Annotated in this window: 18 protein-coding genes and 1 riboswitch; of the genes, 12 read left to right on the top strand and 6 right to left on the bottom strand. The window is 73.7% G+C overall.

Translation table 11 applies throughout. The annotated features are described in order from the left end of the window. Window positions 1-115 precede the first annotated feature (115 nt). The 4 genes from ACFFGY_RS05240 (at window position 116) to ACFFGY_RS05225 (ending at window position 5,241) form a co-directional block, all read left to right on the top strand. Window positions 116-910 (top strand): YdcF family protein, encoded by a 795-nt coding sequence (locus tag ACFFGY_RS05240; protein WP_377043423.1) that lies wholly within the window; start codon window positions 116-118, stop codon window positions 908-910. 351 nt (window positions 911-1,261) lie between these two features. Then, window positions 1,262-2,716 carry an aldehyde dehydrogenase family protein gene (locus ACFFGY_RS05235; RefSeq protein ID WP_377043365.1) on the top strand — a complete coding sequence of 485 codons (1,455 nt, stop codon included), beginning with the start codon at window positions 1,262-1,264 and terminating at the stop codon, window positions 2,714-2,716. A gap of 234 nt (window positions 2,717-2,950) precedes the next feature. Then, complete coding sequence (locus ACFFGY_RS05230) at window positions 2,951-3,697, top strand: glucose 1-dehydrogenase (RefSeq protein ID WP_377043364.1); 747 nt, start codon at window positions 2,951-2,953, stop codon at window positions 3,695-3,697. 194 nt (window positions 3,698-3,891) lie between these two features. After that, a complete protein-coding gene (locus ACFFGY_RS05225; RefSeq protein WP_377043363.1) occupies window positions 3,892-5,241 on the top strand; it encodes an MFS transporter in 1,350 nt (449 codons plus the stop codon). A 37-nt stretch (window positions 5,242-5,278) separates the two neighbouring features. Here ACFFGY_RS05225 and ACFFGY_RS05220 read toward each other — a convergent pair whose 3' ends face one another. Together ACFFGY_RS05220 and ACFFGY_RS05215 are read right to left on the bottom strand one after the other, a co-directional pair. Continuing rightward, window positions 5,279-5,527: a hypothetical protein gene (locus ACFFGY_RS05220; protein ID WP_377043362.1), complete on the bottom strand. Its 249-nt coding sequence runs from the start codon at window positions 5,525-5,527 to the stop codon at window positions 5,279-5,281. Window positions 5,528-5,706: 179 nt separating this feature from the next. After that, complete coding sequence (locus ACFFGY_RS05215) at window positions 5,707-6,822, bottom strand: DNA/RNA non-specific endonuclease (protein ID WP_377043361.1); 1,116 nt, start codon at window positions 6,820-6,822, stop codon at window positions 5,707-5,709. A 262-nt stretch (window positions 6,823-7,084) separates the two neighbouring features. Between ACFFGY_RS05215 and ACFFGY_RS05210 the strand changes: the two genes are divergently transcribed. Together ACFFGY_RS05210 and ACFFGY_RS05205 are read left to right on the top strand one after the other, a co-directional pair. After that, window positions 7,085-9,130: a diguanylate cyclase gene (locus ACFFGY_RS05210; protein ID WP_377043360.1), complete on the top strand. Its 2,046-nt coding sequence runs from the start codon at window positions 7,085-7,087 to the stop codon at window positions 9,128-9,130. Between the two features lie 328 nt (window positions 9,131-9,458). After that, window positions 9,459-10,556 (top strand): outer membrane lipoprotein, encoded by a 1,098-nt coding sequence (locus ACFFGY_RS05205; RefSeq protein ID WP_377043359.1) that lies wholly within the window; start codon window positions 9,459-9,461, stop codon window positions 10,554-10,556. A gap of 25 nt (window positions 10,557-10,581) precedes the next feature. Here the strand turns inward: ACFFGY_RS05205 and ACFFGY_RS05200 are convergent, their stop codons facing one another. The 3 genes from ACFFGY_RS05200 to ACFFGY_RS05190 form a co-directional block, all read right to left on the bottom strand. Next, window positions 10,582-11,346, bottom strand: coding sequence for an ABC transporter ATP-binding protein (locus ACFFGY_RS05200; protein ID WP_377043358.1), 765 nt, complete (start codon window positions 11,344-11,346; stop codon window positions 10,582-10,584). 117 nt (window positions 11,347-11,463) lie between these two features. Next, window positions 11,464-12,588, bottom strand: a complete 1,125-nt coding sequence (locus tag ACFFGY_RS05195) for a FecCD family ABC transporter permease (RefSeq protein ID WP_377043357.1) — start codon at window positions 12,586-12,588, stop codon at window positions 11,464-11,466. Window positions 12,589-12,784: 196 nt separating this feature from the next. After that, a complete protein-coding gene (locus ACFFGY_RS05190; RefSeq protein WP_377043356.1) occupies window positions 12,785-13,996 on the bottom strand; it encodes an ABC transporter substrate-binding protein in 1,212 nt (403 codons plus the stop codon). Between the two features lie 97 nt (window positions 13,997-14,093). Beyond that, a riboswitch (cobalamin riboswitch) is annotated at window positions 14,094-14,376 on the bottom strand. A 460-nt stretch (window positions 14,377-14,836) separates the two neighbouring features. On the opposite strand from ACFFGY_RS05190, the gene ACFFGY_RS05185 reads away from it, so the two are divergent. From ACFFGY_RS05185 to ACFFGY_RS05160, 6 genes are all read left to right on the top strand, one after another. After that, entirely contained in the window at window positions 14,837-16,507 is a 1,671-nt protein-coding gene (locus tag ACFFGY_RS05185; RefSeq protein WP_377043355.1) for a c-type cytochrome, read from the top strand. A gap of 217 nt (window positions 16,508-16,724) precedes the next feature. Next, a complete protein-coding gene (locus tag ACFFGY_RS05180) occupies window positions 16,725-17,222 on the top strand; it encodes a (2Fe-2S)-binding protein (protein ID WP_377043354.1) in 498 nt (165 codons plus the stop codon). Window positions 17,223-17,274: 52 nt separating this feature from the next. Continuing rightward, window positions 17,275-19,518 (top strand): xanthine dehydrogenase family protein molybdopterin-binding subunit, encoded by a 2,244-nt coding sequence (locus ACFFGY_RS05175; protein WP_377043353.1) that lies wholly within the window; start codon window positions 17,275-17,277, stop codon window positions 19,516-19,518. 169 nt (window positions 19,519-19,687) lie between these two features. Then, entirely contained in the window at window positions 19,688-20,149 is a 462-nt protein-coding gene (gene cynS / locus ACFFGY_RS05170) for a cyanase (protein ID WP_377043352.1), read from the top strand. 356 nt (window positions 20,150-20,505) lie between these two features. Continuing rightward, window positions 20,506-21,744, top strand: a complete 1,239-nt coding sequence (locus ACFFGY_RS05165) for an MFS transporter (RefSeq protein ID WP_377043351.1) — start codon at window positions 20,506-20,508, stop codon at window positions 21,742-21,744. 62 nt (window positions 21,745-21,806) lie between these two features. Beyond that, window positions 21,807-22,745 (top strand): 2-hydroxyacid dehydrogenase, encoded by a 939-nt coding sequence (locus ACFFGY_RS05160; RefSeq protein WP_377043349.1) that lies wholly within the window; start codon window positions 21,807-21,809, stop codon window positions 22,743-22,745. Window positions 22,746-22,916: 171 nt separating this feature from the next. Here ACFFGY_RS05160 and ACFFGY_RS05155 read toward each other — a convergent pair whose 3' ends face one another. Next, window positions 22,917-24,353, bottom strand: a complete 1,437-nt coding sequence (locus tag ACFFGY_RS05155; protein WP_377043348.1) for a hypothetical protein — start codon at window positions 24,351-24,353, stop codon at window positions 22,917-22,919. Window positions 24,354-24,636 lie beyond the last annotated feature (283 nt).

Here is a 24,636-nt window from a genome sequence, read left to right as displayed (position 1 = left end):
ACGGGCCGCAGGATACAGTGCCCGGTGCCCGGCCGGAAGCCGGCGCCGTTGCGTCGCGGCGCCGGGCCTGGAAGGTAAGGTGTTCCGTCACCGGGGAAGCGCGCCCTTGAGTTTCGTGTTGTCCAAGCTCCTCTGGATGCTGTTGCGCCCGAGCACGCTGCTGCTGCTCGCCAGCTGCCTCGGGGCGCTGCTGCTCGCCCGCTATTCCTCGCGCACCGGCCGCGCGCTGCTGCTCGTAGGCTTGGGCGGGCTGGTGCTCTGCTTCGTGCTGCCGGTCGGCCAGTGGATCGCGCTGCCGCTGGAGCGGCGCTTCCCGCCGCTCGACCCGCCGCCGCGGGTGGACGGCGTCGTCGTGCTGGGCGGTGCTGTGGAAACCACCCTGACGGCGGACTGGGGCCTGCCGGCGCTGAACGACGCGGCGGAGCGCATGACCGAGGCCGTGCGGCTGGCCCGCCTTTATCCGCAGGCCAGGATCGTCTTCACCGGCGGCTCCTCGATGCCCGCGCTCAGCCGCATCTCGGAGTCCGAGGTGGCGCGGCGGCTCTGGGCGGAGCTCGGCCTCGAAGGCCCGCGCGTCCTGTTCGAGCCGCACTCGCGCAACACCTGGGAAAACGCGCTCTTCACGCGCGAGATGGTGCACCCGCAGCCCGGCGAGCGCTGGGTGCTGGTGACCTCGGCGCAGCACATGCCGCGCTCGGTGGGCATTTTCCGGCAGCTGGGCTGGGAGGTCCTGCCCGACCCGGTCGGCTTCAAGGCCGGGCTGCACCCCGTGACCTGGTGGAGCAGCGGCACGCTGGGGCAGCGGCTGCAGGACCTCGACCTTGCGCTGCACGAGTGGTCGGGCCTCGTGGCCTATCGCCTGATGGGCCGCACCGGGGCGCTGTTTCCGGCGCCGCGCCCGGGGGGCTGACGCGCGGGGCGGCGTTTCCGGCGCCCCGCCTGGGCGAGTGACGCGCAGGGCGGCGGGGAGCACGGCCGATGCCGCCTGCGGTTGATGCCGGAGCCTCGGCAAAGCGCCACCTTTCTCCCCCGACCGCGTGGAGGCGGGGCGACGGTGCGGGGGAGGGCGCCCGTGTTTCCGCGGCGAACCCGTTCCGGGCAGAGGCGGCATGGATCATGCCGTGACCGGCCGCCTCATCCATCCTTTCGCACCCCTCGCATCCCTGGCGGTGTCGCCGCGCAGGCGATAAGCCGGGGAAAAGGCCCGCGCGCCCGCCCTAAGGGGGTGCCCGCGACGCGGCCCGCTCCGGAGGAACGCGCCATGGATATCCCCTTCGACACCCGCCTGAACCTCATCGGCGGCGCGTGGCGCCCGGCCGCGGGGGGCGACACCCTGCCGCTGCTCAACCCGTCGGACGGCACCGAGCTCGCCCGCATCGCCCGCGGCGGGGCGGAGGACATCGACCGCGCCGTGGCCGCCGCCGCCGAGGCACGCCGCGGCGCCTGGGGCCGCACCACCGCCACCGAGCGCGGGCGCCTGCTGACCCGCATGGGGCAGTTGGTGGCCGATCGCGCCGAGGAGCTGGCGCGGCTCGAGGCGCTGGACGTGGGCAAGCCGCTGCGCCAGGCCCGCGCCGACGCGCTGGCCCTGGCCCGTTACCTCGAATTCTACGGCGGGGCGGCCGACAAGCTGCACGGCGACACCATCCCCTACCTCGACGGCTACACGGTGATGACCCTGTGGGAGCCGCTGGGTGTCACCGGCCACATCGTGCCCTGGAACTACCCGATGCAGATCATCGGCCGCTCCGTCACCGCCTCGCTGGCGATGGGCAATGCGGTGGTGATCAAGCCCGCCGAGGAAGCCAGCCTCACCGCCATCGCCTATGCCCGCATCGCGGCCGAGGCGGGCTTCCCGGCCGGCGCGGTCAACCTCGTTTCCGGCCTGGGCGAGGAAGCGGGCGCGGCGCTGTCGGGCCATCGCGGCATCCACCACGTGTCCTTCACCGGCTCGGTCGTGGTGGGCGGGCTGGTGCAGGCGGCCGCGGCGCGCAACGCCGTGCCGGTGACGCTGGAGCTCGGCGGCAAGTCGCCGCAGATCGTCTTCGACGATGCCGATCTCGAGGCCGCGCTGCCCTTCCTGGTGAACGCCGGCATCCAGAACGCCGGCCAGACCTGTTCCGCTGCCTCGCGCATCCTGGTGCAGCGGTCACTGTATTCGACCGTCGTCGAGCGCATGGCCGAGCGCTACCGCAGCCTGCGGGTCGGGCCGGCGATGGCCGACCTCGACATGGGTCCGCTGGTCTCGGCGCGGCAGCGCGAGATCGTGGAGGGCTACCTCAGCATGGCGCGCGACGGCGGCGGGCTCGAGGTCGTGGCGCAGGGGCAGGTGGAGCGTGACGCGCCCGCCGGCGGCTACTACGTCGCGCCGACGCTGGTGGCCGCGCGCACCGGCGAGGAGCGGCTGGCGCAGGAGGAGATCTTCGGCCCCGTGCAGGCGGTGATCCCCTTCGACGACGAGGCCGACGCGATCCGCATCGCCAACGGCACCGACTACGGCTTGGTGGCGGGCGTTTGGACGGCGGATGGCAGCCGGGCGCTGCGCATGGCGCGCGCGATCGAGACGGGGCAGGTCTTCGTCAACAACTACGGCGCGGGCGGCGGGGTGGAACTGCCCTTCGGCGGCGTGAAGCGCTCCGGCCACGGGCGCGAGAAGGGTTTCGAGGCGCTCTACAGCTTCGCTTCGCTCAAGACCGTCGCGATCCGCCACGGCTGAGGCGCGCTCCCCGGCGCCGCCGTCCCGTGACATCGCGCGGGGCTGTCATGCCGGCAAGCCTCCGCGCGGCCGGCGGGACGGTCACGCAGCGGCAGGTCGCTGCGGCGCTGGCAGAAGGGTCGCGCAGCGGCAGCTTGATGCGGGCTGGCGCCATGCGCCGGCGAAGGCCCGCATAACCATTCAGCCTGCCGCACGGGCCGGTTCACGAACCACCAACACGAGGAAACGCATGCCATGAGACTTCAGAACAAGGTCGCGATCGTCACCGGCGGCGGCTCCGGCTTCGGCGAGGGCATCCTGCGCAAGTTCGTGGCCGAGGGCGCGCGCGTGGTGGTGGCCGATCGCGACGCCGCGGCAGCGCAGCGCGTCGCCGAGAGCCTGGGCGATGCCGCCGTGGCGGTGGAGGCCGACGTCGCCACCGCCGCCGGTGCGCGCAGCATGACCGAGGCCGCGCGGAACAGCTTCGGCGGGCTCGACATCCTGGTGAACAACGCCGGCGTCGGCCACACGCCGCAGCCGCTGGACACCCTGCCCGAGGACAGCTTCGACCGTATCGCCGCGGTCAACATGAAGGCGATCTACCTCGCCGCGCGCGAGATCGTGCCGCTGTTCAAGGAACAGCACCGCGGCGCGATCCTCAACGTCGCCTCCACCGGCGGCGTCAGCCCGCGGCCGAACCTGACCTGGTACAACGCCTCCAAGGGCTGGGTGATCACCGCCACCCGCGCCATGGCGGTGGAACTGGCGCCCTTTGGCGTGCGGGTGAACGCGATCAACCCGGTGGCGGGAGAAACGCCGCTGCTGAGCACCTTCATGGGCCAGGACACGCCCGAGATCCGCGCGAAGTTCCTCAGCACCATTCCGCTGGGCCGCTTTTCCACGCCCGAAGACATGGGCAATGCCGCCGCGTTCCTGTGCTCCGACGAGGCCTCGATGATCACCGGCATCGCCATGGAGGTCGACGGCGGTCGCTGCATCTGAGCCCTTCCGCCGGGCGTGGCCCCGTTGTTCCGGTCGGCCAGGGACGGCACCCGCCGCGCCGCGTCGGGCTATGCCGCGGCGCGGTTTTCCTTCTCCGTGGGAATGAGGGCTCGACCTCCCCGCCGTTCCCCCGCAGACTTCCCGCACAAGCCGGCGTGAAGCCGGCAACAGGGAACGAACAGGGGAGGGCGCGCATGGGCGCGATGTCGGGCGGGGCCTTCGCGCCCGCCGAGGGTGGTGGCGCGATCCCGGCGGTGGAGCGCAGCGCCGTGCGCAAGGTGGCCTGGCGGCTGCTGCCCTTCCTGGTGCTGTGCTACTTCGTATCCTACCTCGACCGGGTGAACGTGGGCTTCGCGGGCCCTGCGATGCGCAGCGACCTCAGCCTGAGCGCCACCGCCTTCGGCACTGCGGCCGGCATCTTCTTCCTGGCCTATTTCGTGTTCGAGGTGCCGAGCAACCTCGCGCTGCACCGTTTCGGCGCACGGCGCTGGATCGCCCGCATCATGGTGAGCTGGGGGCTCCTGTCGGGCGCGCAGGCCTTCGTGGTGGGCGAGACCAGCTTCAACGTCGTGCGCGTGCTGCTCGGCGCGGCGGAGGCGGGCTTCTTTCCCGGCGTGATCTTCTACCTCACGCTCTGGTTCCCCTCACGCTATCGCGGGCGGATCGTGGGCTGGTTCATGTTCGCCATCCCCTTCTCCTCGGCGCTGGGCTCGCCGGTGTCGGGCTACCTGCTCAACATGGACGGCGTCTGGGGCCTCCATGGCTGGCAGTGGATGTTCATTATCGAGGCCATCCCGGCGCTGCTGCTCGCGGTCGGCGTGCTGGCCTACCTGACGGACCGCCCGGGCGAGGCGCACTGGCTGACGGCGGAGGAGAAGCGCTGGCTCGACGACACGCTGCGCGAGGAGGAGCGGCAGCGCGAGGCCGTGCGGCGCTACGAGTGGTGGCAGACGCTGCTCAACGTACGGGTGATCGGCTACGGCTTCGTGTACCTGGGGCTGGTGTCGCCGCTCTACACGCTGGGCTTCTTTCAGCCGCAGATCATCAAGGCGATCGGCGAGGTGGGCAACGTTCAGCTCGGCTTCCTCAACGCCTTCCCCTACGCCGTGGGTGCGGTGACCATGGTGCTGTGGGGCTTCTTCTCGGACCGCATCGGCGAGCGGAAGTGGACCACCGCCTTCGCCGCCGCCTGCGCCACGGCGGGGCTGCTGATCGCGGCGGGCAATGACGGCCTCGTGCCGAAGCTGCTGGGCCTGGCGCTGGCCAGCTTCGGCATCTTCGCGGCGCTGCCGGTCTTCTGGTCGCTGCCCACCGCCTTTCTCAGCGGCACGGCGGCCGCGGCGGGCATCGCCTGGATCAATTCGGTGGGCAATCTCGGCGGCTATTTCGGGCCGCAGGTCTTCGGCATCATCAAGGACCGTTCGGGCGGCGGCGACTACTACGGGCTGCTGTTCATGGCGGCGCTGCCGATCATGTCGATCGTGCTGATCGTGCTGCTCGACCGCGGGCGTGCCACCGCGGCGCGGCCGATCGCCGCGGAATAGCGGCGCGTCCCCGGGCTCGCCGCTTCCAGGCCCGCCGCTAGCGGAAGGGGTTGGGGGTGCGGTCGGTGTGCTCGCCGGTGCGGACCCGCTCCGGCAGGTCCTCCGCTTCCAGCCGCGCGATGGCGGCCAGCAACAGGTCGCGGAGGTCGCGCGCCCGGGCCAGCCCTTCCTGGTCGCGCGTCACGTCCAGGCTGCCGTGGATCGAGATCCGGTCGAGCCGGTTTTCCACGGTCAGCTCGCCGATGCCCCGCACGGCGGCCTCGTCGGCGAAAGGCTCGAACTGCATCCCCTGCGTCCTCCATCCTGCGGTGCCGCCACGCTGCCGACCCTCCGGCCGGCGGGTGCCGGGCGTCGGGCGCGCTGCCGGCCCGGGGCCGCGCCGGCGGCGCATTCGCCTTACTTCCTTACCATCTTACTATCTTACTTCGCCGTCGCGCCCGGCCCGCGCCGCCGGGGCCGGGCGTCTCAGCGGCGGCCAAGAACGCGGATCAGCGCCACCACCGCCACGATCGCGAACACCGCTGCCAGGATCAGCGTCAGGCGGCTGCTCGCCGCCGGCTGCACCTGCGGGCTGCCCCGCTCGTTTCTCGGGCGGTCGACGCGCCGTTCCTCGACGGGGCTCCGCCGCGCCTCAGGCGGCGCGGCGGCGCGGCCAGCGGCGGGCGGCGGGGCGTTGTCGGCCTGCGCGACCTCGCCATTGTTGCCGTTGCTGTAGCAGCTTTCGCGGATGTTGCTGGGCCGCGGGTCGGGCAGCGCCAGCGCCGTGCCCCGCAGCGCGGCGGGCAGGGTGGGAAACACGTCGATGCCGGTGATGCGGCGCAGCTCCTCGATCGACACCGCGCGCCAGCGCACCCCCGGGGCATTGGGCGCGAGATAGGCGGCGGCCCCGTTCAGCGAGGGCACCCAGACCGCCTTGAACAGCGAGGTCGGCACCAGCACCCGGTTGTTCAGCCGCTGCAGCGATTCCCCCTCGAAGACCGGGCCGGTGACCACCCAGACCTCGTTCTGCTCGGTGGCGAGGCTGCGCACCGTGCTTTCCACGCCTTCCCACAGGCAGCGGTTCGAGCCCGGGTTCTGCGGCACGATGTTGGCGAGCGAGAAGCTTTCTCCCTGCGAGGCGGCGGTCGCCATGTCGCCCGAGGGCGCCATGTGCCCCCGATCGAAGCCGGAGCGGGCGTAGTCCGACAGGCGCGACTGGTCCTCGTCCGGCAGCGCGTCCTCGGCATGGAAGCGGTCGTCGCGCGGGACCTGTCCGGCCTGGCGGATGCGGGCGCGGGTCAGGTGCTCCGACACCGCGAGCGGCGTGCGCGACACGCCGCTGTGCAGCAGGGCGAAGCCGCCGAAGCAGAGTTCCTCGACGCGGTCGCGCAGCGAGGCGCGCTCGATCGCCGGGCCGGTGCCGCCGGGATACTGCGCGGCGCAGGCGGCCGGCGCCGCCGTGGCCGGGGCGGCGGGAAGCAGCAGCAGCGCCGACAGCAGCGGCACGGGCATCAGCGTCGCCGCCAGCCGGGCGGGCCAGGACCGGCGCGGGCCGGGGCTCCTGCGCCCGGTGAGGGCGGGTGCGGAACGAGCGAGGATCATGGTTCCCCGATAGCACGGGGCGGTGCGTCCTGCCTCGCCCGTCCTGCACGAAGTGCCCCGCGTCAGCCAGGCACGATGCTGGAATGCACAACCTTTGCGTGCAAAAATTTACCGGGATCACAGGGTTCTTTAAAGAATCCGGTGACGGACCTGACCTAGGGTTGTGCCGCCGGCGAATCGCGACAGGCATATCAGGGCGTGGTTGATCATGGACAGGATGCCGGCAGCTGACGAAAAAGTCCAGCAGAATCAGCGGCTCGGCATGGTTTCCCGCGCTGCGGAAAGGTCCGGCGCCGGCACGGCGGCCCCCGATGCGGCGGCTCCCTACGCGGCCGTCTCCGACGCGGCGATCCGCGGCACGGTGCTGCCTCGCGTGGCCAGCACGCCACCGCGCCGCCGCACCGGCATGCGCGGCCAGCTGGCACTCGCCTTTGCCGGGCTGGCGGCCGCCTGCGCGCTGTGCCTCGGGCTGATCCTGGGCCACCAGGCCTACGAGGAAGCCGGCGCGGCCCGTCGGCGCGACCTCGGCGCCCTGGCCGCGCTGCTGGACGGGCGGCTGGCCGCCGACATGGAAGGGCGCGTCGTGCTGCTGAGCGTCCTGTCGCGGCTGGATCAGTTCAACACCGAGGAAGACCTGCCGCGCGCCGGCGCCTTGCTGGACAACCTCCGGCGCGGCTTCCCGAACTTCGCCTGGCTGGGCATCGCCGACCCGGCGGGGCGCGTGGTGGCGTCCAGCAGCAACCTGCTGCTCGGCGCCGATGTTTCGGCCAGGCCCTGGTTCGCGCGGGGGCGCGACGGCCTGTTCGTGGGCGACGTGCACGACGCGGTGCTGCTGGCGCGGCTGCTGCCGCAGCGCGACGGCGAGCCGTGGCGCTTCGTGGACATCGCGCTGCCGCTGCGCAGCCCCGATGGCCGGCTGCTGGGCGTCCTGGGGGCGCATATCGACTGGCGCTGGGCCGCGGCGCAGGAACGTTCCACCGTGCTGCCCTTCGGCAGCCGGCGCGGCATCGACCTCCTGGTGGTGGCGCGCGACGGCGAGGTCCTGCTGGGCCCCGACGCGCTGGCGGGCACGGTGCTGCGGCTGCCGTTGCTGGATGAGTTGAACGGGCAGCGGGGTGCGACCGCGGGCGGGGCCGATGCCAGCGGGACTGATGCCAACGGCCTTGGGGCTGGCGGGACCGGGGCTGGCGGGGCCGCCACGGTCGGGACCGGCGGGTCGGGAACCGGGGTGGGCGAGGCTTCCCCGGGCGCGGCAGTTGCGCCGGCGGGCGGAACGGGATCGGCGGGCGAGGCTGCGGCGCGGCGCGGCGTGGACGGGGCGGCGGCCGCGCGCGGCGCACTGCCCGCGGTGACGCCGGCGGTGCAGCGCTGGCCCGACGGGCGCGACTACCTGACCGCGGCGGTGGCGGCGCGCGGCGGCGGGAGCTACCCGGGGCTGGGCTGGGCCATCCTGGCGCGGCAGCCGGCCGAGATGTCCTACGCCTCCGGGCGGCAGGTCATCACCACCGTGGCGCTGTGGGGCGGCGCCGTGGCGCTGTTCTGCGCGGCGCTGGGCTGGTTCCTGGCGGACTGGATCGCGGCGCCGCTGGCGCGGATCGCGCGGCTGGTGGACCGGCTGCGCCTGGGCGAGGGGCAGGACTTCCCGCCGGTGCGCGGTCCGCGCGAGGTCGAGGCGCTGTCGGACGCGCTGCGCCGGCTGCTCGGTGCCCTGACGCGCAAGGAGGCGGCGCTGAGCGCCGCCGAGGAAGCGGGGCGGCGCGACCCGATGACCGGGCTGCTCAACCGCGCCGGGTTGGCGGCGCAACTGGAAAGCTTCTCGCTGCGCGCCCGGCTGGGCGGGCGGGGCTTCGCGCTGCTCTGCCTCGACCTCGACCGCTTCAAGCCGGTCAACGACGAGCACGGCCACGCCGCCGGCGACGCGGTGCTGCGCGAGGCCGCCCAGCGGCTCGGCCGCTGCGTGCGCGGCAGCGACGTGGTGGCGCGCATCGGCGGCGACGAGTTCGTGCTGCTGCTGGAAGAACAGGCGGGGCTGAGCAGCGAGGGCGGCAGCGCCGAGGTCGGCCGGCGCGTGCTGGAAAGCATCGGCCAGCGCCCCTTCACGGTGCCGGGCGAGGACGGGCGCCCGGTGACGGTGAGCGTCGGCTGCTCGATCGGCGCCACGGCCTGGAGCCGCGGGGTCACCGACACGGCGGAGCTGCTGCGCCACGCCGACGCCGCGCTCTACGCCGCCAAGCGCGGCGGCCGCAACCGGATGGCCTTCCACCACCCGTCGCTGCCCGAGGCCGCGCCGGGCGGGGCTGCCGCCTGAGGGTGCCGGGCGGCGCGGCCCGCGCCGGAGGGGGGCGGGAGCGGCTGCGCCGGAGTCGCGCGGGGCGCGGAGCTGTGCCCGGCGTGGCCCGGCCGGAACAGTTGACCGGAGCCGCCCGGCGGAACAGGCCGACGGAACAGCCCTGCCAGGAGTGCGGCCCCGCCGGAACAGCGCCGCCGGAGCAGCCCTGTCGAAAAACGGTCCCGTCCGGAGCAGCCCTGCCGCAAACGCGATCCAGCCGGGGGCGAGCGCCGGCGGAAACGGGGTTGAGGCATCGGCACGGGGGCTCTACCTGACGGCCCCGGCAAGGGCGGAGCGGTGCGCGCGCATGGCGGGACGGGTGGATCGGGCGGCGGGCGGGCCGCGTGGATGGCGGGCGGCAACGGCCGCGAGATGTCCCGGGGAAGGTTCCAGGGATCGCGCCGGGCGCGGGTTTCGCGGCCTCCTGCCGGCCGGGCTGCTGCTGCTGTCGGGCTGCGGCGGCGATTATTCCCCCAACACCTATGCCACGCGCGCCGTGCAGCAGGCCAACAAGGTCGAGCAGGGGGTGATCGTGGGCGCGCGGCCGGTGGACATCCGCGCCGACGGCACCACCGGCGCCACGGCGGGGGCGGCGGCGGGCAGCCTGGCGGGCTCCACGGTTGGCGCCGGCAGCACGGCCTCGGCCTTCGGGGCAATCGGCGGCGGCGTGGTGGGCGGGCTGCTGGGCAGCGCCGCGGAGCGCGCCACGGGGGATGCCAAGGGCTACGAGTACATCGTCCGCAAGAGCAACGACGAGCTGCTGTCGGTGGCGCAGACCGACACCGTGCCGCTGGCGATCGGGCAGAAGGTGCTGGTGATCACCGGCAACCAGGCGCGCGTGCTGCCGGACTATACCGTGGCCACGGTCGGCACGGGGGCGACCGCCGGGGGCGGCAAGGAGGCCGGGGCGGGCCAGGGTGGCGGCGTGCCCGGGCCGGGTGGCGCTGGGGGCGGTGGTTCCGCGCCCGGTGGCGCGGCGGGCGCGACCGCCGCGGGGGTGTCCGGCGGGGCGCCGGGCGGGAGCGGCGTGGCGACGGGCGGCCTCCTGGGCAACGCGGTGCCGCCCGCGACCCCGGTGCAGTCGGCGCCGCTGCCGCCGCTGGCCGATGATACGGGCGGCGGCGCGGGAAAGGCGGAGGCCGCGGCGGCGGGGACCAGCCCGGCAGCGGCCGGTTCGGCAGGCGCCAATCCGACGGGAGCCAGTCCGATGGGGGCCAGCTCGGTCGGGGCCGGCGCGACGGTGGCCGGAACCGTGGCGGCCGGAACGGGGGCGGGCGCCGGGACCGCCGCCGGCACGTCCGGCGACGCGTCCACCGGCGCGGCGTCTGCTTCCGCGAGCACCCCGGCGGGCACGGCGACCGGCGACCGGTCGGTATTTCCGAGCTTCCCGACCTTCGCGCGCTGAACGCGGCCGCCCGCGCGGCGGTTTTTCAACCGGGGAGGTAGTGCACCTGCGGCCGGCCGTGATCGGCCGAGAGCGCGACGCGGGCGCGCACGCCGAAGACCGCCTCGATACGCGCTTCCGTCAGCACCGCCTCGGGCGTGCCGGCGGCGGCGAGGCGGCCGTTCTGCATCAGCGCCAGCCGGTCGCAGAACATCGCCGCGAGGTTGAGGTCGTGCAGCGCCACCACCGCGGTCACCGGCAGGCGCCGCACCAATGCCAGGATTTCGAGCTGGTGGCGGATGTCGAGGTGGTTGGTGGGCTCGTCCAGGATCAGCTCGCGCGGGTCCTGCGCCAGGGCACGGGCGATCTGGGCGCGCTGGCGCTCGCCGCCCGAGAGCGTTTGCCAGCGGCGGGCGCGCAGCGCGAGGAGGTCGGTCTCGCGCAGCGCCTGTTCCACCGCCTGCTCGTCGGCCTCGGTCCAGCCGGCCAGCGCGGCGCGGTGGGGCGTGCGGCCGAGACGCACCACCTCCTCCAGCGTCAGCGGCGTGTCGGTGTCGGCGCCCTGCGCCATGAGCGCCACGCGGCGCGCCACGTCGCGGCGGGGGATCACCGCGAGGTCGCCGCCATCCAGCGTCACCACGCCGCTGCGCACCCGGCGCAGCCCGGCCAGCAGGTGCAGCAGGCTCGACTTGCCGGAGCCGTTGGGACCCAGCAGGCCCAGCGTCCGGCCCGGCGTGGCCTCCAGCGTCACGCCGTCCACGATCAGGCGCCCGCCGGCGGACCAGCGGACGCGCTCGGTGGCCAGCGTCATCGGGCGCGTCCGGCGCGGCGGTGCGGGCGCGGCGCGGCGGGGGTGGGGCGTGTTGCCGCGGGGTGATGCCCGGCGGGGCGGAGGGCGGGATCGCTGCGTGGCTTCATGGCCTGCGCCTCATCGCGCGCGCCGGGCACGGCACAGGATCAGCGCGAAGCATGGGGCGCCGAACAGCGCCGTGACCACGCCGATCGGCAGGGTCTGGCCCGCCACCAGCGTGCGCGAGGCGAGGTCCGCCAGCACCGTCAGGATGGCGCCCAGCATCAGCGAGGCCGGCAGCAGCCGGGCGTGCGACGGGCCCACCAGGAAGCGGGCGGCGTGCGGCACCACCAGTCCCACGAAGCCCACCGTGCCGGCGATCGCCACCAGCACCGCCGCCAGCGCCGCGGTGGTGGCGAACAGCGTGGCGCGGACCCGGCCCACCGGGATGCCCAGCGCCGCGGCCGCGTCGGTTCCGAAGGCGAAGGCGTCCAGCGCGCGGGCGTGGAGCAGGCAGACCGCGGCGCCCCCCAGCACCACCGGGGCGGCCAGCGCCAGGTCGGGCCAGCGGGTGCCGCCGAGGCTGCCCAGCAGCCAGAACATCACGCCGCGCGCCTGCTCGGCATTGGCCGCGGTGGTGACGATAAAGGCGGTGGCGGCGTTGAAGAGCTGCGAGGCCACCACGCCGGACAGGATCACGCGCTCGCTGCCGCCGCCGGACGCCGTGGCCAGCGCCGCCACGGCTGCCAGCGCCACGGCGGCGCCGAGAAAGGCGCCCAAGGGGAGACCGAGCGGCAGGCCCAGCGACGCCCCCAGCGTGCCCGCGCCCAGCCCCAGGATCACCACCGCCACCGCGCCGGTGGAAGCGCCGGCCGAGATGCCCAGCACGTAGGGCTCCGCCAGCGGGTTGCGCAGCAGCGCCTGCAGCACCGCCCCCGCGGTGGCGAGGCCGCCGCCCAGGCAGGCGGCCATCAGCGCGCGGCTGAGGCGGTAGTCCCAGATCACGCCTTCCTGCAGCCGCGACACGGGGAAGCCCGCGCCGAGGAGGCGGTTGGCCATGGCCTCGAGCACCGTGAGCGGCGGGATGCGCATCTCGCCGGCCGACACCGCCAGTGCGACGGCCAGCGCCAGGATCAGCGGCGAGGCGGGCAGCAGCACCGTGGCCAGCCGCCGCTGCGCCGCGCCGCGTCGGGCCTCGTCGAGGGGCAGCAGCCGCGCGGCCCGGGCGCGCAGCGAGGAAGGGAGGGCGAGGGGGGCGCTCAAGCCGGTGATCCGCCGGGGGTGGCCGGATGCGCGGCAGGGCGCAGCCCCGGCGGGCGCATCGCGGCGGGCGGGCTGTTGGGCGGCTGCGCCACCTGGTGCCCGGGCGCGCCGGTCGCCCCGCCCTGCCGCCGGCCGCCGTGGGCACGCGCGCCGGATCCGACCGGGCGGGCGGGGGCCGGTATCCCGTGCCAGGGCGTCACGGCGCGGTGCCGAGGTTCTGGAGGCCGCGCGCCACGGCCTCGATGCCGTCGATCGTGCGCATGGTCGGGTTCATGGATTGCGCGTCGACCGTGATGACCTGCCCCGCCCGCACCGCCGGGATCTCGCGCGCCACGGGATCGGTTTCGAGGAAGCGGCGCTTCACCGCGGCGTCGTCGGCGGGGAAGCGGCGGCGCGACATCTCGCCCAGCACGATCAGGCGGGGTGCTGCGGCGGCGATGGTTTCCCAGCCCACCGTGGGCCACTCGTCCTCGGTGGTGATGACGTTGCGCAGGCCGAGAATGCGCATGATCGCGGCCGGGGCGCCATTGGTGCCGGCCACGAAGGCGTCGCCCGCCACGTCGCGCGAGGAAAACCAGAACAGCGTCGGGATCGCCCGGCCGCGCAGCGGCGCCACGGCGGCGACGGCCGCGGCCTCGCGCGCCTGGAGCTTGCGGATCAGCGCCTCGCCCCGGTCCTGCACATCAAAGATCGCGGCGAGGTCGCGGATCTCGCCGTAGAGCTGCGACAGATCGAAGGGCGTGCGGCGGACACCGTCGCCGGAGCCGCTGTTGTCCTTGCCGGTGCAGTCGGTGCGGGCGACGTAGGTGGGGATGCCGAGCGCGTCGAACTGTTCCCGCCGGCCGACCGCGCCGTGCGGGCCCAGGTGCCATTCGAACTGCGCGGTCACGAGGTCGGGCTCGCGCCCCACCACGGATTCGAAGCTGGGGTCGTTGTCGGCCAGGCGCGGGATGCGCGCGTTCGCCCCGGCGAGTTCGGGCAGCACCGGGCCGACCCAGAGGGCGGTGCCGACCAGCCGGTCGCCCAGGCCGAGCGAGAGCATGATCTCCGTCTCGTTCTGGCCGATCGACACGGCGCGTTGCGGCGCGTGGGGGAAGGTGACGTCGCGGCCGCAGTTGCTGAGCGTCAGCGGGTAGCGCGTGGGCCCGGCCTGGGTGGGCCCGGTCTGGGTGGGTCCGGTCTGGCTGGGTTCCTTTTGGGCGGGATCGGCCTTTGTGGGATCGGCCTGGGTGGGCTCGGTCCGGGTGGGCGTGGCCTGGGCGGGCGTGGCCGGGGCCAGCGTGACCAGGAGCGGCGCCAGCAGTGTAGCGGCGGCCAGGATCGCGGCCGGGAGCCTCGCCGCGGGAAAGCGCCGGCGACGGGCGGTCGGGGCCGACCCCGCGGGCAGGGCGGCCGTGGCGCTTGCCAAGGGGTATGCGGGGGTGGATGCGGGGACGGCCGGGCGCGGGTGGAGCGGGGCGTGGGTCACAGGAACTCTCCTGCCTCCGGAGCACCCCGCCCGGCGGCATGATGGCGCGACGACGGCAGGTCTCCTGGCTCGCGGCGCGTGGCAGCCGGGTTTGACCGGATGCGCCCCGCCACCGGCCCTGTCTTCCCGCGCTTCCCCGGCAGCAGCCCGGGGCGGCACAGTGACCCGCCACGCCGCTGCGGCGTGACGGACGGGCCAGCGGCACGCCGCTGACAGTTGCGGGGGCAGCCACCGACTTGTTCCCGGGCGCGGGGCCCTGCCGGAACGCACGGTGTTCCCTTTTCACCCGCTCGCGCGGGACCGTCGACCGGTGCAGCTAGCCACGGCGGCGTGGGCGCGGCAAGGCCGGACGGTCGGTGAGCGGCCGTGGGATCGAGGCGTGGCGGCATGGCTCGATGGTCTGTCATGTTATAACGTATCTATCAAGCGGGTGCGACGTGCCGCTTTCCCGTCCGATGGTGGGCGCAGGGACAAGTCGGGGTTCGGCCATCGGCCGCTGGCCAGACGCGGCTGCAACGAGGCCTGCCGCAGGAGGGGGAGTGGCCTGCGTGGGCAGCCAGGCGAGGTGCCAGCACGGCGAGGGTGCCGGCCGGGACGTATCGGCGCCGGAACGCTCCGTCAGCCGTGATGGGCGGGCGCGTTGACCTGAAGCCTGCGCGGGCGGAGCCTTCCGCGCAGCACGAACGGCGGGACTTCGGCCCGCGCCGCCTCGGGCGGGGAGGCCCAGGAACGGCGTGTTCTTCCCGGGAAACAAGAACGATCAGAACGGGATGCCGCAGCATGCGGGCACGGTACTTCCTCCTCGCGGGACTGGCGGCGGTGGTGCTCGGCGTGGGCGGTTTCGCGGCCTATGCCTGGCACCCGGCCATCGCGCCGGTCACGCCGCCGGCGCCCGGCAGCTTCGACGCGGATGTGGTGCGCCGCGGAGCGGAATTGGCCGCGATCGGCAACTGCAACGTGTGCCACACGGCGGCGGGGGGTAAGGTCTTCGCCGGCGGCTTCCCGATGCCGACCCCCTTCGGCACGGTGTATTCCACCAACATCACGCCCGACCCCGACACCGGCATCGGCCGCTGGAGCGAGGCGGCCTTCACGCGCGCCATGCGCGAAGGCCTGGACCGCGACGGGCAGCACCTCTACCCGGCCTTTCCCTACGACCACTTCACCCGCACCACGGATGCGGACAACCACGCGCTCTACGCCTTCCTGATGACGCGCGAACCGGTGCGGGCCACGGCGCCCGCGAACGACCTGCCCTTTCCGCTGAACCAGCGCTGGGTGCTGGCGGGTTGGAAGCTGCTGTTCTTCCGCGAGGGCGGGCGGGCGATCCCGGCGCCGGCGGACGGCGCGCAGGCGCTGGCGGCGCGCGGCGGCGCCCCGGCGGCTTCGCCGGACGCGGCCCGAGGGGCCACGCCCGTTGCGGCGCCGGGTGCCACGCCCGGTGGGACCTCCGACGCGCTGTGGCAGCGCGGCGCCTACCTGGCCGAGGGGCTGGGCCATTGCGGCGCCTGCCACACCCCGCGCAACGCCCTGGGCGCCGAGCGCGAGGACGCGCATTTCGCGGGCGGCGAGGCCGAGGGCTGGCACGCCTATGCCCTGAACGCGGCCTCGCCCGCCGCCGTGCCCTGGACCGAGGCGGCGATGGCCGACTACCTCCGCCACGGGTGGCAGGCGCAGCACGGGGTGGCGCGCGGGGCCATGGCGCCGGTGGTGGGCAACCTTGCCTCGGTGCCGGAGGAGGATGTGCGGGCCATCGCGCACTACGTGGTGTCGCGCATGGGCGTGCCCGCGGCGGAGCGTCAGCGGCAGGCACAGGCGGCGCTGGAGCGCGCGCGGGGCGGCGGGCCGGGCGCGCGGCCGGTGGCGGGCGACAGCCAGGTGGCGAGCGGGTCTCCCGCCGGCGGCAGCGCGGCGGGTGCCGGGGCCACGGCCGCGGGCACGCGTTCGGGCGGCACGGTTCCGGCCGGCGCCGCCCCGGGCGTCACCGCCACCGGCACCGATGCCGCCAACGGCACCCCCGCCCCGGCCGCCACGGTGGGCGCCACGGCGACGGGCACCGCCGCGAACGGCAACGAGGCCGGGCGGGCGATCTACGCCGCGACCTGCGCCACCTGCCACGAGGCCGGGCGCCCCTTGCCTTTCGGCGGCATGAACCTGGCGCTGAGCACCGGCGTCACCGGACCTTCGCCGGAAAACCTGCTGAACGTGGTGCTGAACGGGCTGCCGGCCTCGGCGGGGGAGCGGGCGCCGATCATGCCGGGCTTCCGCGGCACGCTGGACGACGCGCAGCTGGCGGCGCTGGCGCGCTACCTGCGGGCGGATTTTGCGCCCGGCCGGCCGGGCTGGGACAAGGTGGAGGATCAGGTGCGGGCGGCGCGAGACCGTGACCGCGCCTCGTCCCGCCCCATGGTAGCCTCGCGCGACGCGCCGGCCGAGCCGGCCCGGCCATGAAGGGCCGGTTCCGGGGCGCCGTGCCGCGAGGAAGGCGGCGGCGGAGTAGTGCCGGGGCCTCGTGACCGGGGCCTGAACGGCAGACCCCGAGGAACAGACCCCGAGGAACAGACCCCGAGGAACAGACCCCAGGGAACAGACCCTGGGAACCAGACGCTGAAGAACAGGGCTCCGGGCGGCGGCCCCGATGCCGGAGCGGGATGAGAGGAAGCGCCAGATGGTGACGATGGTCGTCAACGGGCAGCGGCACGTGGTCGAGGCGGAGCCCGACACCCCCTTGCTCTACGTGCTGCGCGACGAGCTCGGCCTCAACGCCGCGAAGTACGGCTGCGGGCTGGGTCAGTGCGGCGCCTGCACCGTGATGGTGGATGGCGAGGCGGTGTTTTCCTGCGTCACGCCGATCCTGCTCACCGAAGGGCGGCAGGTGACCACGCTGGAAGGGCTGGGCACCGTCGAGGCGCCGGGGCCGATGCAGCGCGCTTTCATCGAGGAACAGGCGGCGCAGTGCGGCTACTGCATTCCGGGGATGATGATGCGGGCGCAGGCGCTGCTGGCGCGCAATCCCCGCGCCTCGGAGGAAGAGATCCGGGCGCAGCTGCAGACCAACCTGTGCCGCTGCGGCACCCATGCGCGCATCCTGCGCGCGGTGCGACGCGCGGCGGGGCTGATGCAGACGGCCGACGCCACGCCGGCGGGCGGGAGCGTGGTGCGGTGAGGGCGCGCGGGACGGGAGGCGCGGCGGGCGTCCGGTGGATGGGAGTGGTGTCATGAACGCCTGGACCAGGGCCCCCGCCGCGGGCGGGGTGGCGCTGACGCGGCGCGGCGTGATCGCCGGGGCCGGGGCGCTGGTGCTCGGCTTCTCGCTGGCGCATCCGGCGGCCTCGCAGGAGCCCGACGGCAAGCCGCGCCTGCCGGGCAGCCTCCAGTCGAGCCCGGCGCTCGATGCGTGGATACGGATCGGTGCGGACGGGGCGGTGACGGTGTTCACCGGCAAGGCGGAGCTCGGCCAGGGCATCCGCACCGCGCTGATGCAGGTGGCGGCCGAGGAGCTGGAGGTCGCGCCCGGGCGGATCACCATGGTGACCGCGGATACCGGGCGCACGGCGAACGAGGGCTACACCGCCGGCAGCCATTCCATGCAGGACAGCGGCACCGCGATCCGCAACGCCGCGGCGCAGGTGCGCGCGATTCTGCTGTCCGAGGCGGCGGGGCGTTGGGGCGTCGATGCCGCCAGCTGCCGGGCCGAGAGCGGCGCGGTGATCGGGCCTGCGGGACAGCGGATCGACTACGGCGCGCTGGTGTCGGCTGAGGCGCTGAGCGGGCGGGCGCAGCCGAACTCGCCGCTGAAGGACCCGAAGAGCTTCCGGGTGATGAACACGCCGGTGCAGCGGCTCGACATCCCGGCCAAGGTCACGGGCGGGGCCGCCTATGTCCAGGACATGCGGCCGGAGGGGATGCTGCACGCGCGGGTGGTGCGGCCCTCGGGGCCGGGTGCCACGCTGCGGGCGCTCGACAGCAGCGCGGTCGAGCGGATGCCGGGCGTGGTCAAGGTGGTGCGCGAGGGCAACTTCCTGGCCGTGGTGGCCACCAAGGAATGGCAGGCGATCAAGGCGATGCGCGCCCTGTCCGCCGCGGCGCAGTGGCAGCCGGGGCCGGCGCTGCCCAGACAGGGCGACATCTTCCAGGTGCTGCAGTCGCTGCCGACCGAGGACATCCCGATCCTCGACAACCGGAAGCCGGTCGAGGGCGTGAAGCGGCTGCGGGCGCGTTACACCCGCGCCTACCAGGCGCATGGTTCGATCGGCCCGTCCTGCGCGGTGGCGCACTGGGTGGACGGGGCGGTGACGGTGTGGACGCACACGCAGGGCGTTTATCCCGACCGTGCCGCGATCGCGGAGATGCTGCGCCTGCCGCTCGAGAAGGTGCGCGCGGTGCATACCGAGGGTTCGGGCTGCTACGGCCACAACGGCGCCGACGACGCGGCCGCCGATGCGGCGCTGATCGCCCGCGCCGTGCCGGGGCGGCCCATCCGCCTTCAGTGGATGCGCGAGCAGGAGAACGGCTGGGAGCCGCTGGGCCCGGGCATGGTGACCGAGGTGGAGGCGGCGCTCGACGCCTCGGGCCGCATCGTGGACTGGGACTACGGCGTGTGGAGCAACTCGCACAACATGCGTCCTGGTTCCGCCGGCACGCTGCTGGCGGCGCAGCTGGTGGCCGATCCCTTCCCGATCCCGGTGCCGAAACCCGCGCCGCAGCCGGAGGGGGCTGGCGACCGCAACGGCATCCCGCTGTACCACCTGCCCAGTGCGCGGGTGGTGAACCACTTCCTGCGCGACATGCCGCTGCGCATCTCGGCGATGCGCTCGCTCGGTGCCTACATGAACGTCTTCACCATCGAGACCTTCATGGACGACCTGGCGCGCGCCGCCGGGGCCGACCCGGTGGAGTTCCGGCTGCGGCACATGGAGGATGCCCGCGCCCGCGAGGTGATCGCCACCGCCGCCGAGCGCTTCGGCTGGAAGGCCGGGCAGCGGGCGCCGCGCGGGCGGGGCTACGGCTTCGCCTTCGCGCGCTACAAGAACCTCGCCGCCTATTGCGCCGTGGCCACCGAGGTCGAGGTGTCGCACGAGACCGGCCGCGCGCGCCTCATCCGCGCCGTGGCGGCGGTGGACAGCGGGCAGGTCGTGAATCCCGACGGCCTGCGCAACCAGGTCGAGGGCGCGATCCTGCAGTCCTCGAGCTGGACGCTGTACGAGAGCACGACCTGGGACGACGGCGCGATCACCAGCGTGGACTGGTCCACCTACCCGATCCTGCGCTTCGAGGATGTTCCCGAGAGCGTCGAGGTGCACATCATCGAGCGTCCCGGCCTGCCTTTCCTGGGCGCCGGCGAGACCGGGCAGGGGCCGACCGGGGCCTCGATCGGCAACGCCATCGCCGATGCCACGGGCGTGCGGCTGCGCGACCTGCCGCTGACGCGGGAACGGGTGAAGGCGGCGATCGGGGTGTGAGCGCGGGCGGGTGGGCCCCGGCCGGTGGGCGTGTCCGCACCGCTCGCGGCCGGGGTGTCGGCGGCCTCCGGGGCGGCGTTGCCCGCGACGTGCGGAACGCTTCGTCTGCGCCGGGCAAGCTTCTTGCAGGGCGGGCGCCGCACCGCCCGAGCCCTGGGGAACCACACGCATGACCGCACGCGCCGAACTCACCGAGAAGATCGTCCGCCTCAAGATCGAGCGGGACCTGAGCTGGAAAGGGCTGACCGCGCTGGTCAACGCCGCGGGAAGCGAGCTGAGCAAGGAATACGTCACCGCCGCGCTGATGGGGCAGATGCCGCTGCCGAAGGCGGCCGCCGAGGCACTCGGCGCCGAACTCGACCTCAGCGACTACGAGGTGAAGCTGATGCAGCAGCCGCCGTACCGTGGCTCGCTGCCCACCGCGGTGCCGACCGACCCGCTGATCTACCGCTTCTACGAGCTGATCTCGGTTTACGGCACGACCTTCAAGGCGCTGATCCACGAGGAGTTCGGCGACGGTATCATGAGCGCCATCGACTTCCGCATGAACCTCGAGCGCGAGCCCAACAACGCCGGCGACCGCGTGGCCATCACCATGAGCGGCAAGTTCCTGCCCTACAAGCAGTACTGAGGGCGAGGCGCCCAAGGATGACCCTGGGACGTCCGTCGGGCGCAGGGCATCCGCGGGAACCGTGTGGCCGGTTCTTTGCCGGGCGGCTCCCGCCAGGCCCGGGGGCTGTTCGGGCGGGTGGGGCGCGGGTGTAGTCTGCGGGCTGCCTTTCCGGAGGGACTCGTGCCGCCACATCGAAACCCTCCGCCGCGCGTCACCGGGCCGGCCGTGGCCTTCGGGCTGGTGGTGTTCCAACAGATGTCGTCGCAACGGACGTTGTTGCGGCGGGCATCGGCCCGGCGGGCGCCTCGCCCGGCGGCGCTCCTGCGCCTTCCGCCGGCGTCGCGGGAGGCCCGTGGCCGCGCGGGCCTGGCGGCATGACGGCGCGCGAGCCTGGGCTGCGCACGCTGTGGTGCATGGTGGGCGTGCAGTTCATCATGAGCATGGCGCTCTCGGTCGCGAGCCCGATCCTGCCGCTGTTCCTGCCGGAGATCGGCGTCCAGCCGGGCGGCCCGGTGGAGTTCTGGGCCGGGCTGCTCGCCTCGCTCAACGCCTTCGTGGCGGCCTTTGCCTCGCCGGTCTGGGGTTCGGTCGCCGACCGCTACGGGCGCAAGGCGATGGTGCTGCGCTCCTCGCTGGCGATCTGCTTCTTCACGCTGCTGATGGGGCTCTCGACGCATCTGTGGCAGCTGGTGGCGCTGCGGGCCTGCATGGGCGCCTTCAGTGGCTTCTCGGCCTCCGCCATCGCGCTGGTGGCGACCCAGGTGCGGGAAGAGCGGCTGGGCTTCGCGCTGGGCTGGCTCAGCACGGGGCAGCTGATCGGTGGCCTGGTCGGGCCGGTGGTGGGCGGCACCGTGGCCGACGTCACGGGCCAGTACCGGATGGTGTTCTTCTGCACCGCCGCTTTCGCCGCCGCCGCCGCGACGGCTGCCTATCTCGGCGTTCGGGAAGAGCGCGCGCCACGCGCCACCAAGACCAAGCAGCCGATCTGGCAGTCCTTCGCGGCGCTGGCGCGCACGCGCGGCCTCCTGCCGCTGTTCCTGGTGCTGCTGATCGCGCAGTTCGGCGTGCGCACCGTGCAGCCGGTGGTGACGCTGTTCGTGCAGGATCTGGTGGGGTGGGAGCCGGGGTTGGCGACGCTGGCGGGCTTCGCCTTCTCGGTGACCGGCATCGCGGACCTGATCGCCTCGCCCTTCCTGGGCAAGCGCTCGGACGTGCTGGGATACCGCCGGGTGCTGCTGATCTCGCTGTTCGGCGCCGCGATGATGAGCCTGCCGCAGAGCCTGGTGGGCGCCTACTGGCAGTTCCTCGCCCTGCGCTTCGGCGTCGGGCTCTTCGTGGGCGGCATCCTGCCCACCGCCAACGCGCTGGTGGGGCGGCTGGTGCCGGCCTCGCAGCGCGGGCTGGCCTATGGTCTGACGGCCTCGGCGACCTTTCTCGGCAGCTCGATGGGGCCGTTCACCGGCGGCACCGTGGCGGCGCTGGCGGGGATACGCTGGGTCTTCGTGCTGACGGGCACGCTGTTCCTGGTGAACCTGGTCTGGGTCTGGCGCGTGGTGCCGGACCTGCGGGCGGGCGATGCGCCGGCGCGTGCCAGCGAGGCGACTGGGGATTGAGGCGCCTGAACGGCGTGAGCAGGGCGGCGTGACCGGGGCGACGTGAAGGAGGGGAGGCGCGGATGACGGTGCTGCTGTGCGGCGACATGGACGCGGCCGAATACGCCGAGTGGGGGCGCCACCTGCGCGCCTACCTGCCGGCACGCGAAACCCTGGTGCTGGCGACGGAGGACTTCGACCCGGCGGCGGTGGAAGTGGCCTTCGCCGCCAACCCGCCGCCCGGCACGTTGGCGCGGCTGCCGCGGCTGCGCTTCATCCAGAGCCTCTGGGCCGGGGTGGACCGCCTGCTGCGCGACCCCGATTTGCCGCGCGACATCCCCGTGGCGCGGCTGGTGAACCCCGCCATGACCGAGGCGATGGTGGAGTCCGCGGCGGCGGCGGTGCTGTTCCTCCACCGGCAATACCCGGCCTATGCCGCGCAGGCGGCGCGCGGGGAATGGCACCAGCGGGTGCAGCCCCTGGCGCGGGAGCGGCGCGTGGGCGTGCTGGGCCTGGGCGAGCTGGGCGGCGCGACGGCGCGGGCGCTGGCCGGGCTGGGCTTCGCGGTGCGGGGCTGGAGCCGGCGGCCGAAGCAGGTCGAGGGCGTCGCCTGCCTCCACGGCGCGGCGGGGCTGGGGCGGATGCTCGACGGCACGGAGATCCTGGTGAACCTCCTGCCGCTGACCGCCGAGACGGCCGGCATCCTGGGGCGCGACACCTTCGCGCGGCTGGCGCGCGGCGGCGGGGTGGTGAACCTGGCACGGGGCGGCCACCTCGACGAGGCGGCGCTGTGGGAGGCGCTTGACTCCGGCCAGGTGGGGCACGCGGTGCTGGACGTTTTCGCCACCGAGCCGCTGCCGCCGGAGCACCCGTTCTGGCGCCACCCGGCGGTGACGGTGTTTCCGCACGTCGCGGCCTACAGCCATCCCGAAACGGCCGCGGCGATCGCCTGCCGCAACCTCACGCGCTTCCGGGCGGGGGAGCGGCCGGAAGCGCTGCTGGACCTCGGCCGCGGGTACTGAGGGGCGGCCGGTTTTCCCGCTGCGGTCGCGTCACACAATCCCAGACTCGTGCTGGCCGCGACCCGTTGTGGCGCCTGCCATCCTGCCCGGCACGGCTATGGCCGCGGACGCGGGTCCCGGCGCCTGCCGCATGCTGGTCCGGCAAGGCGTGCCGGCCTGACCCCCGACGTTTCAATACAGGTCGCCGAAACCGGAACGTCCCTCGGCCGCGCCGAACTGCAGGAAGTGGTCCAGCGGATCGATGCCGGCGGCCGCCACGTCGTGGTACGCTGCCAGGTAGGCCGCGGTGCTGAAGTGGGTGGACGGATCACGGCCTTCCCGCCAGCCGAAGACCTCGTAGTGGGCAAGCGGGTTGACGTTCGCGGCCTTCACGTCCGGGTTCTGCGCCAGGTACCAGTTGGTGTCGAAGAAAGCGTCCGGGTTCCGGCCCTCTCGCCAGCCGAAATCATTGAAGTGGTTCAGCGCATCCACGCCTGCGCTCGAGACGTCGGCGTTGGCAAGGCCGTAATAGGTCGCGTCGAACCCGTTCCGCACGACGCCCGCATCCACGACGGGCGAGATCTTGCGCCCTTCCGCGATCCCGTACTGGAGGTAGTGCGCCAGGGGATCCAGCCCGGACGCCGCCACATCCGGGTTGAAGTCCAGGTACAGCCTCGTGTCGAAGGCCGCGGAAGGAGAACGCCCTTCCTTCCAGCCCGAAGCGTCGTAATGGTCCAGCGGGTTGACGCCGGCTGCCGCGACATCGCGGTTGAAGGCCAGGTAGGCATCCGTGTCGAAGAAGGCGTTCGGATCCCGGCCCTCGTGCCAGCCATAGGTGTCGTAGTGCTCGCGCACGTTGAGATCCAGGGCTGCGACGTCGGGGTAGTGCGAGTCGTAGAACAGGAAATCGACGAACCTGTCATGCTGGACCGTCAGCGTGATGTCGTTGAACACCAGGGTCGGCACGCGGGAAAACTGCACCGTCGCGTCGTCCGTGACCAGCACGAGGCTGTCGAGCGTTGGCTCGGGGTTCGAAATGCCGCCGTTGCCGCCGCGCGGCGTCGCGGTGTTGTAGTGATCCCTCAGCTCCGCGATGCTGATCGGCAGGGCGAGGGCGTGACCGTTGTCCACGTAGATGCGGGCACCGGTGGCGTGCTGTCCCTGATCATCCGGCACGACGCTGTAGGCGTGGATGGTGCCGTAGTACTCGCTCATGAGCGTCGCGTGATTGAAGCGCGTCGGCGGGCTGATCGTGGTCGGGTTCGGTGCCGCGGACCCGATCACCGGGCCGTACAGGTCGGTCGGGTAGCCGAGCGCATCGAGGTCGCCACCCGGGGTTCCGGCGATCAGGTCCACCCTGCCCGAGGTTTCGCCGGTGACGAGGTCCGTGGCGTAGTAGGTGCCGTAGCCGAGCGTAAAGAAGCTGAAGTCGTAGATGCCCTTGTCGTTCGCCGTCGGATTCAGGTTCGAGCTGGTTTCGCCGGTGGTGGCGTTGGTGATCGCGATGCCATGGCCGACGGGGGCCGTGCCCTCGATGAAGACGTAGGTCGGCTGTGGTTTGCCGGTCGGGCCGAAGCCCCCCTGGTCGTAGGACTGGTCGATGTAGTCGATCGTGGGTGACGGCGGCATGGCGTCGGTTATCCCCTCAGGTCACCCTGGCGCGCGAGGTTTCAGCCCACCATAGCGAACCGGCCGGTGCTGGGAAGCAATGAAGCCGGTGCAAGGCTTTCGCGCGGCTCAGCCCCGGCGGGCCAGCCGGGTCTTGACCCGTCTTGCGCCGTTCTGACAAAGCTTTGGGCAGCCGGCCGGGCTCCGCATCAGCAATGGGCAGGCACGGCGCGGAACCGGGGCGAAACACCCCCGCCCGCCATGGACAGCCTCGCCCTCCCGTGCTGCTCCTCCTGCCGCAGGG

It is taken from the genome of Roseomonas elaeocarpi, from assembly GCF_042433915.1.
In the GTDB taxonomy this organism is placed as follows: Bacteria; Pseudomonadota; Alphaproteobacteria; order Acetobacterales; family Acetobacteraceae; genus Roseomonas; species Roseomonas elaeocarpi.
Note: the sequence above shows the minus strand (reverse complement) of the source record. Positions and strands in the feature narration are given on the sequence as shown.

What these genes read in the sequence shown, in the direction of transcription:
- ACFFGY_RS05235 (WP_377043365.1), top strand. Translation starts at nt 1,262, where the DNA reads ATGGATATCCCCTTCGACACCCGCCTGAACCTCATCGGCGGCGCGTGG.
- ACFFGY_RS05230 (WP_377043364.1), top strand. Translation starts at nt 2,951, where the DNA reads ATGAGACTTCAGAACAAGGTCGCGATCGTCACCGGCGGCGGCTCCGGC.
- ACFFGY_RS05225 (WP_377043363.1), top strand. Translation starts at nt 3,892, where the DNA reads ATGGGCGCGATGTCGGGCGGGGCCTTCGCGCCCGCCGAGGGTGGTGGC.
- ACFFGY_RS05220 (WP_377043362.1), bottom strand. Translation starts at nt 5,527, where the DNA reads ATGCAGTTCGAGCCTTTCGCCGACGAGGCCGCCGTGCGGGGCATCGGC.
- ACFFGY_RS05215 (WP_377043361.1), bottom strand. Translation starts at nt 6,822, where the DNA reads ATGATCCTCGCTCGTTCCGCACCCGCCCTCACCGGGCGCAGGAGCCCC.
- ACFFGY_RS05210 (WP_377043360.1), top strand. Translation starts at nt 7,085, where the DNA reads ATGGTTTCCCGCGCTGCGGAAAGGTCCGGCGCCGGCACGGCGGCCCCC.
- ACFFGY_RS05205 (WP_377043359.1), top strand. Translation starts at nt 9,459, where the DNA reads ATGGCGGGACGGGTGGATCGGGCGGCGGGCGGGCCGCGTGGATGGCGG.
- ACFFGY_RS05200 (WP_377043358.1), bottom strand. Translation starts at nt 11,346, where the DNA reads ATGACGCTGGCCACCGAGCGCGTCCGCTGGTCCGCCGGCGGGCGCCTG.
- ACFFGY_RS05185 (WP_377043355.1), top strand. Translation starts at nt 14,837, where the DNA reads ATGCGGGCACGGTACTTCCTCCTCGCGGGACTGGCGGCGGTGGTGCTC.
- ACFFGY_RS05180 (WP_377043354.1), top strand. Translation starts at nt 16,725, where the DNA reads ATGGTGACGATGGTCGTCAACGGGCAGCGGCACGTGGTCGAGGCGGAG.
- ACFFGY_RS05175 (WP_377043353.1), top strand. Translation starts at nt 17,275, where the DNA reads ATGAACGCCTGGACCAGGGCCCCCGCCGCGGGCGGGGTGGCGCTGACG.
- cynS (WP_377043352.1), top strand. Translation starts at nt 19,688, where the DNA reads ATGACCGCACGCGCCGAACTCACCGAGAAGATCGTCCGCCTCAAGATC.
- ACFFGY_RS05165 (WP_377043351.1), top strand. Translation starts at nt 20,506, where the DNA reads ATGACGGCGCGCGAGCCTGGGCTGCGCACGCTGTGGTGCATGGTGGGC.
- ACFFGY_RS05160 (WP_377043349.1), top strand. Translation starts at nt 21,807, where the DNA reads ATGACGGTGCTGCTGTGCGGCGACATGGACGCGGCCGAATACGCCGAG.
- ACFFGY_RS05155 (WP_377043348.1), bottom strand. Translation starts at nt 24,353, where the DNA reads ATGCCGCCGTCACCCACGATCGACTACATCGACCAGTCCTACGACCAG.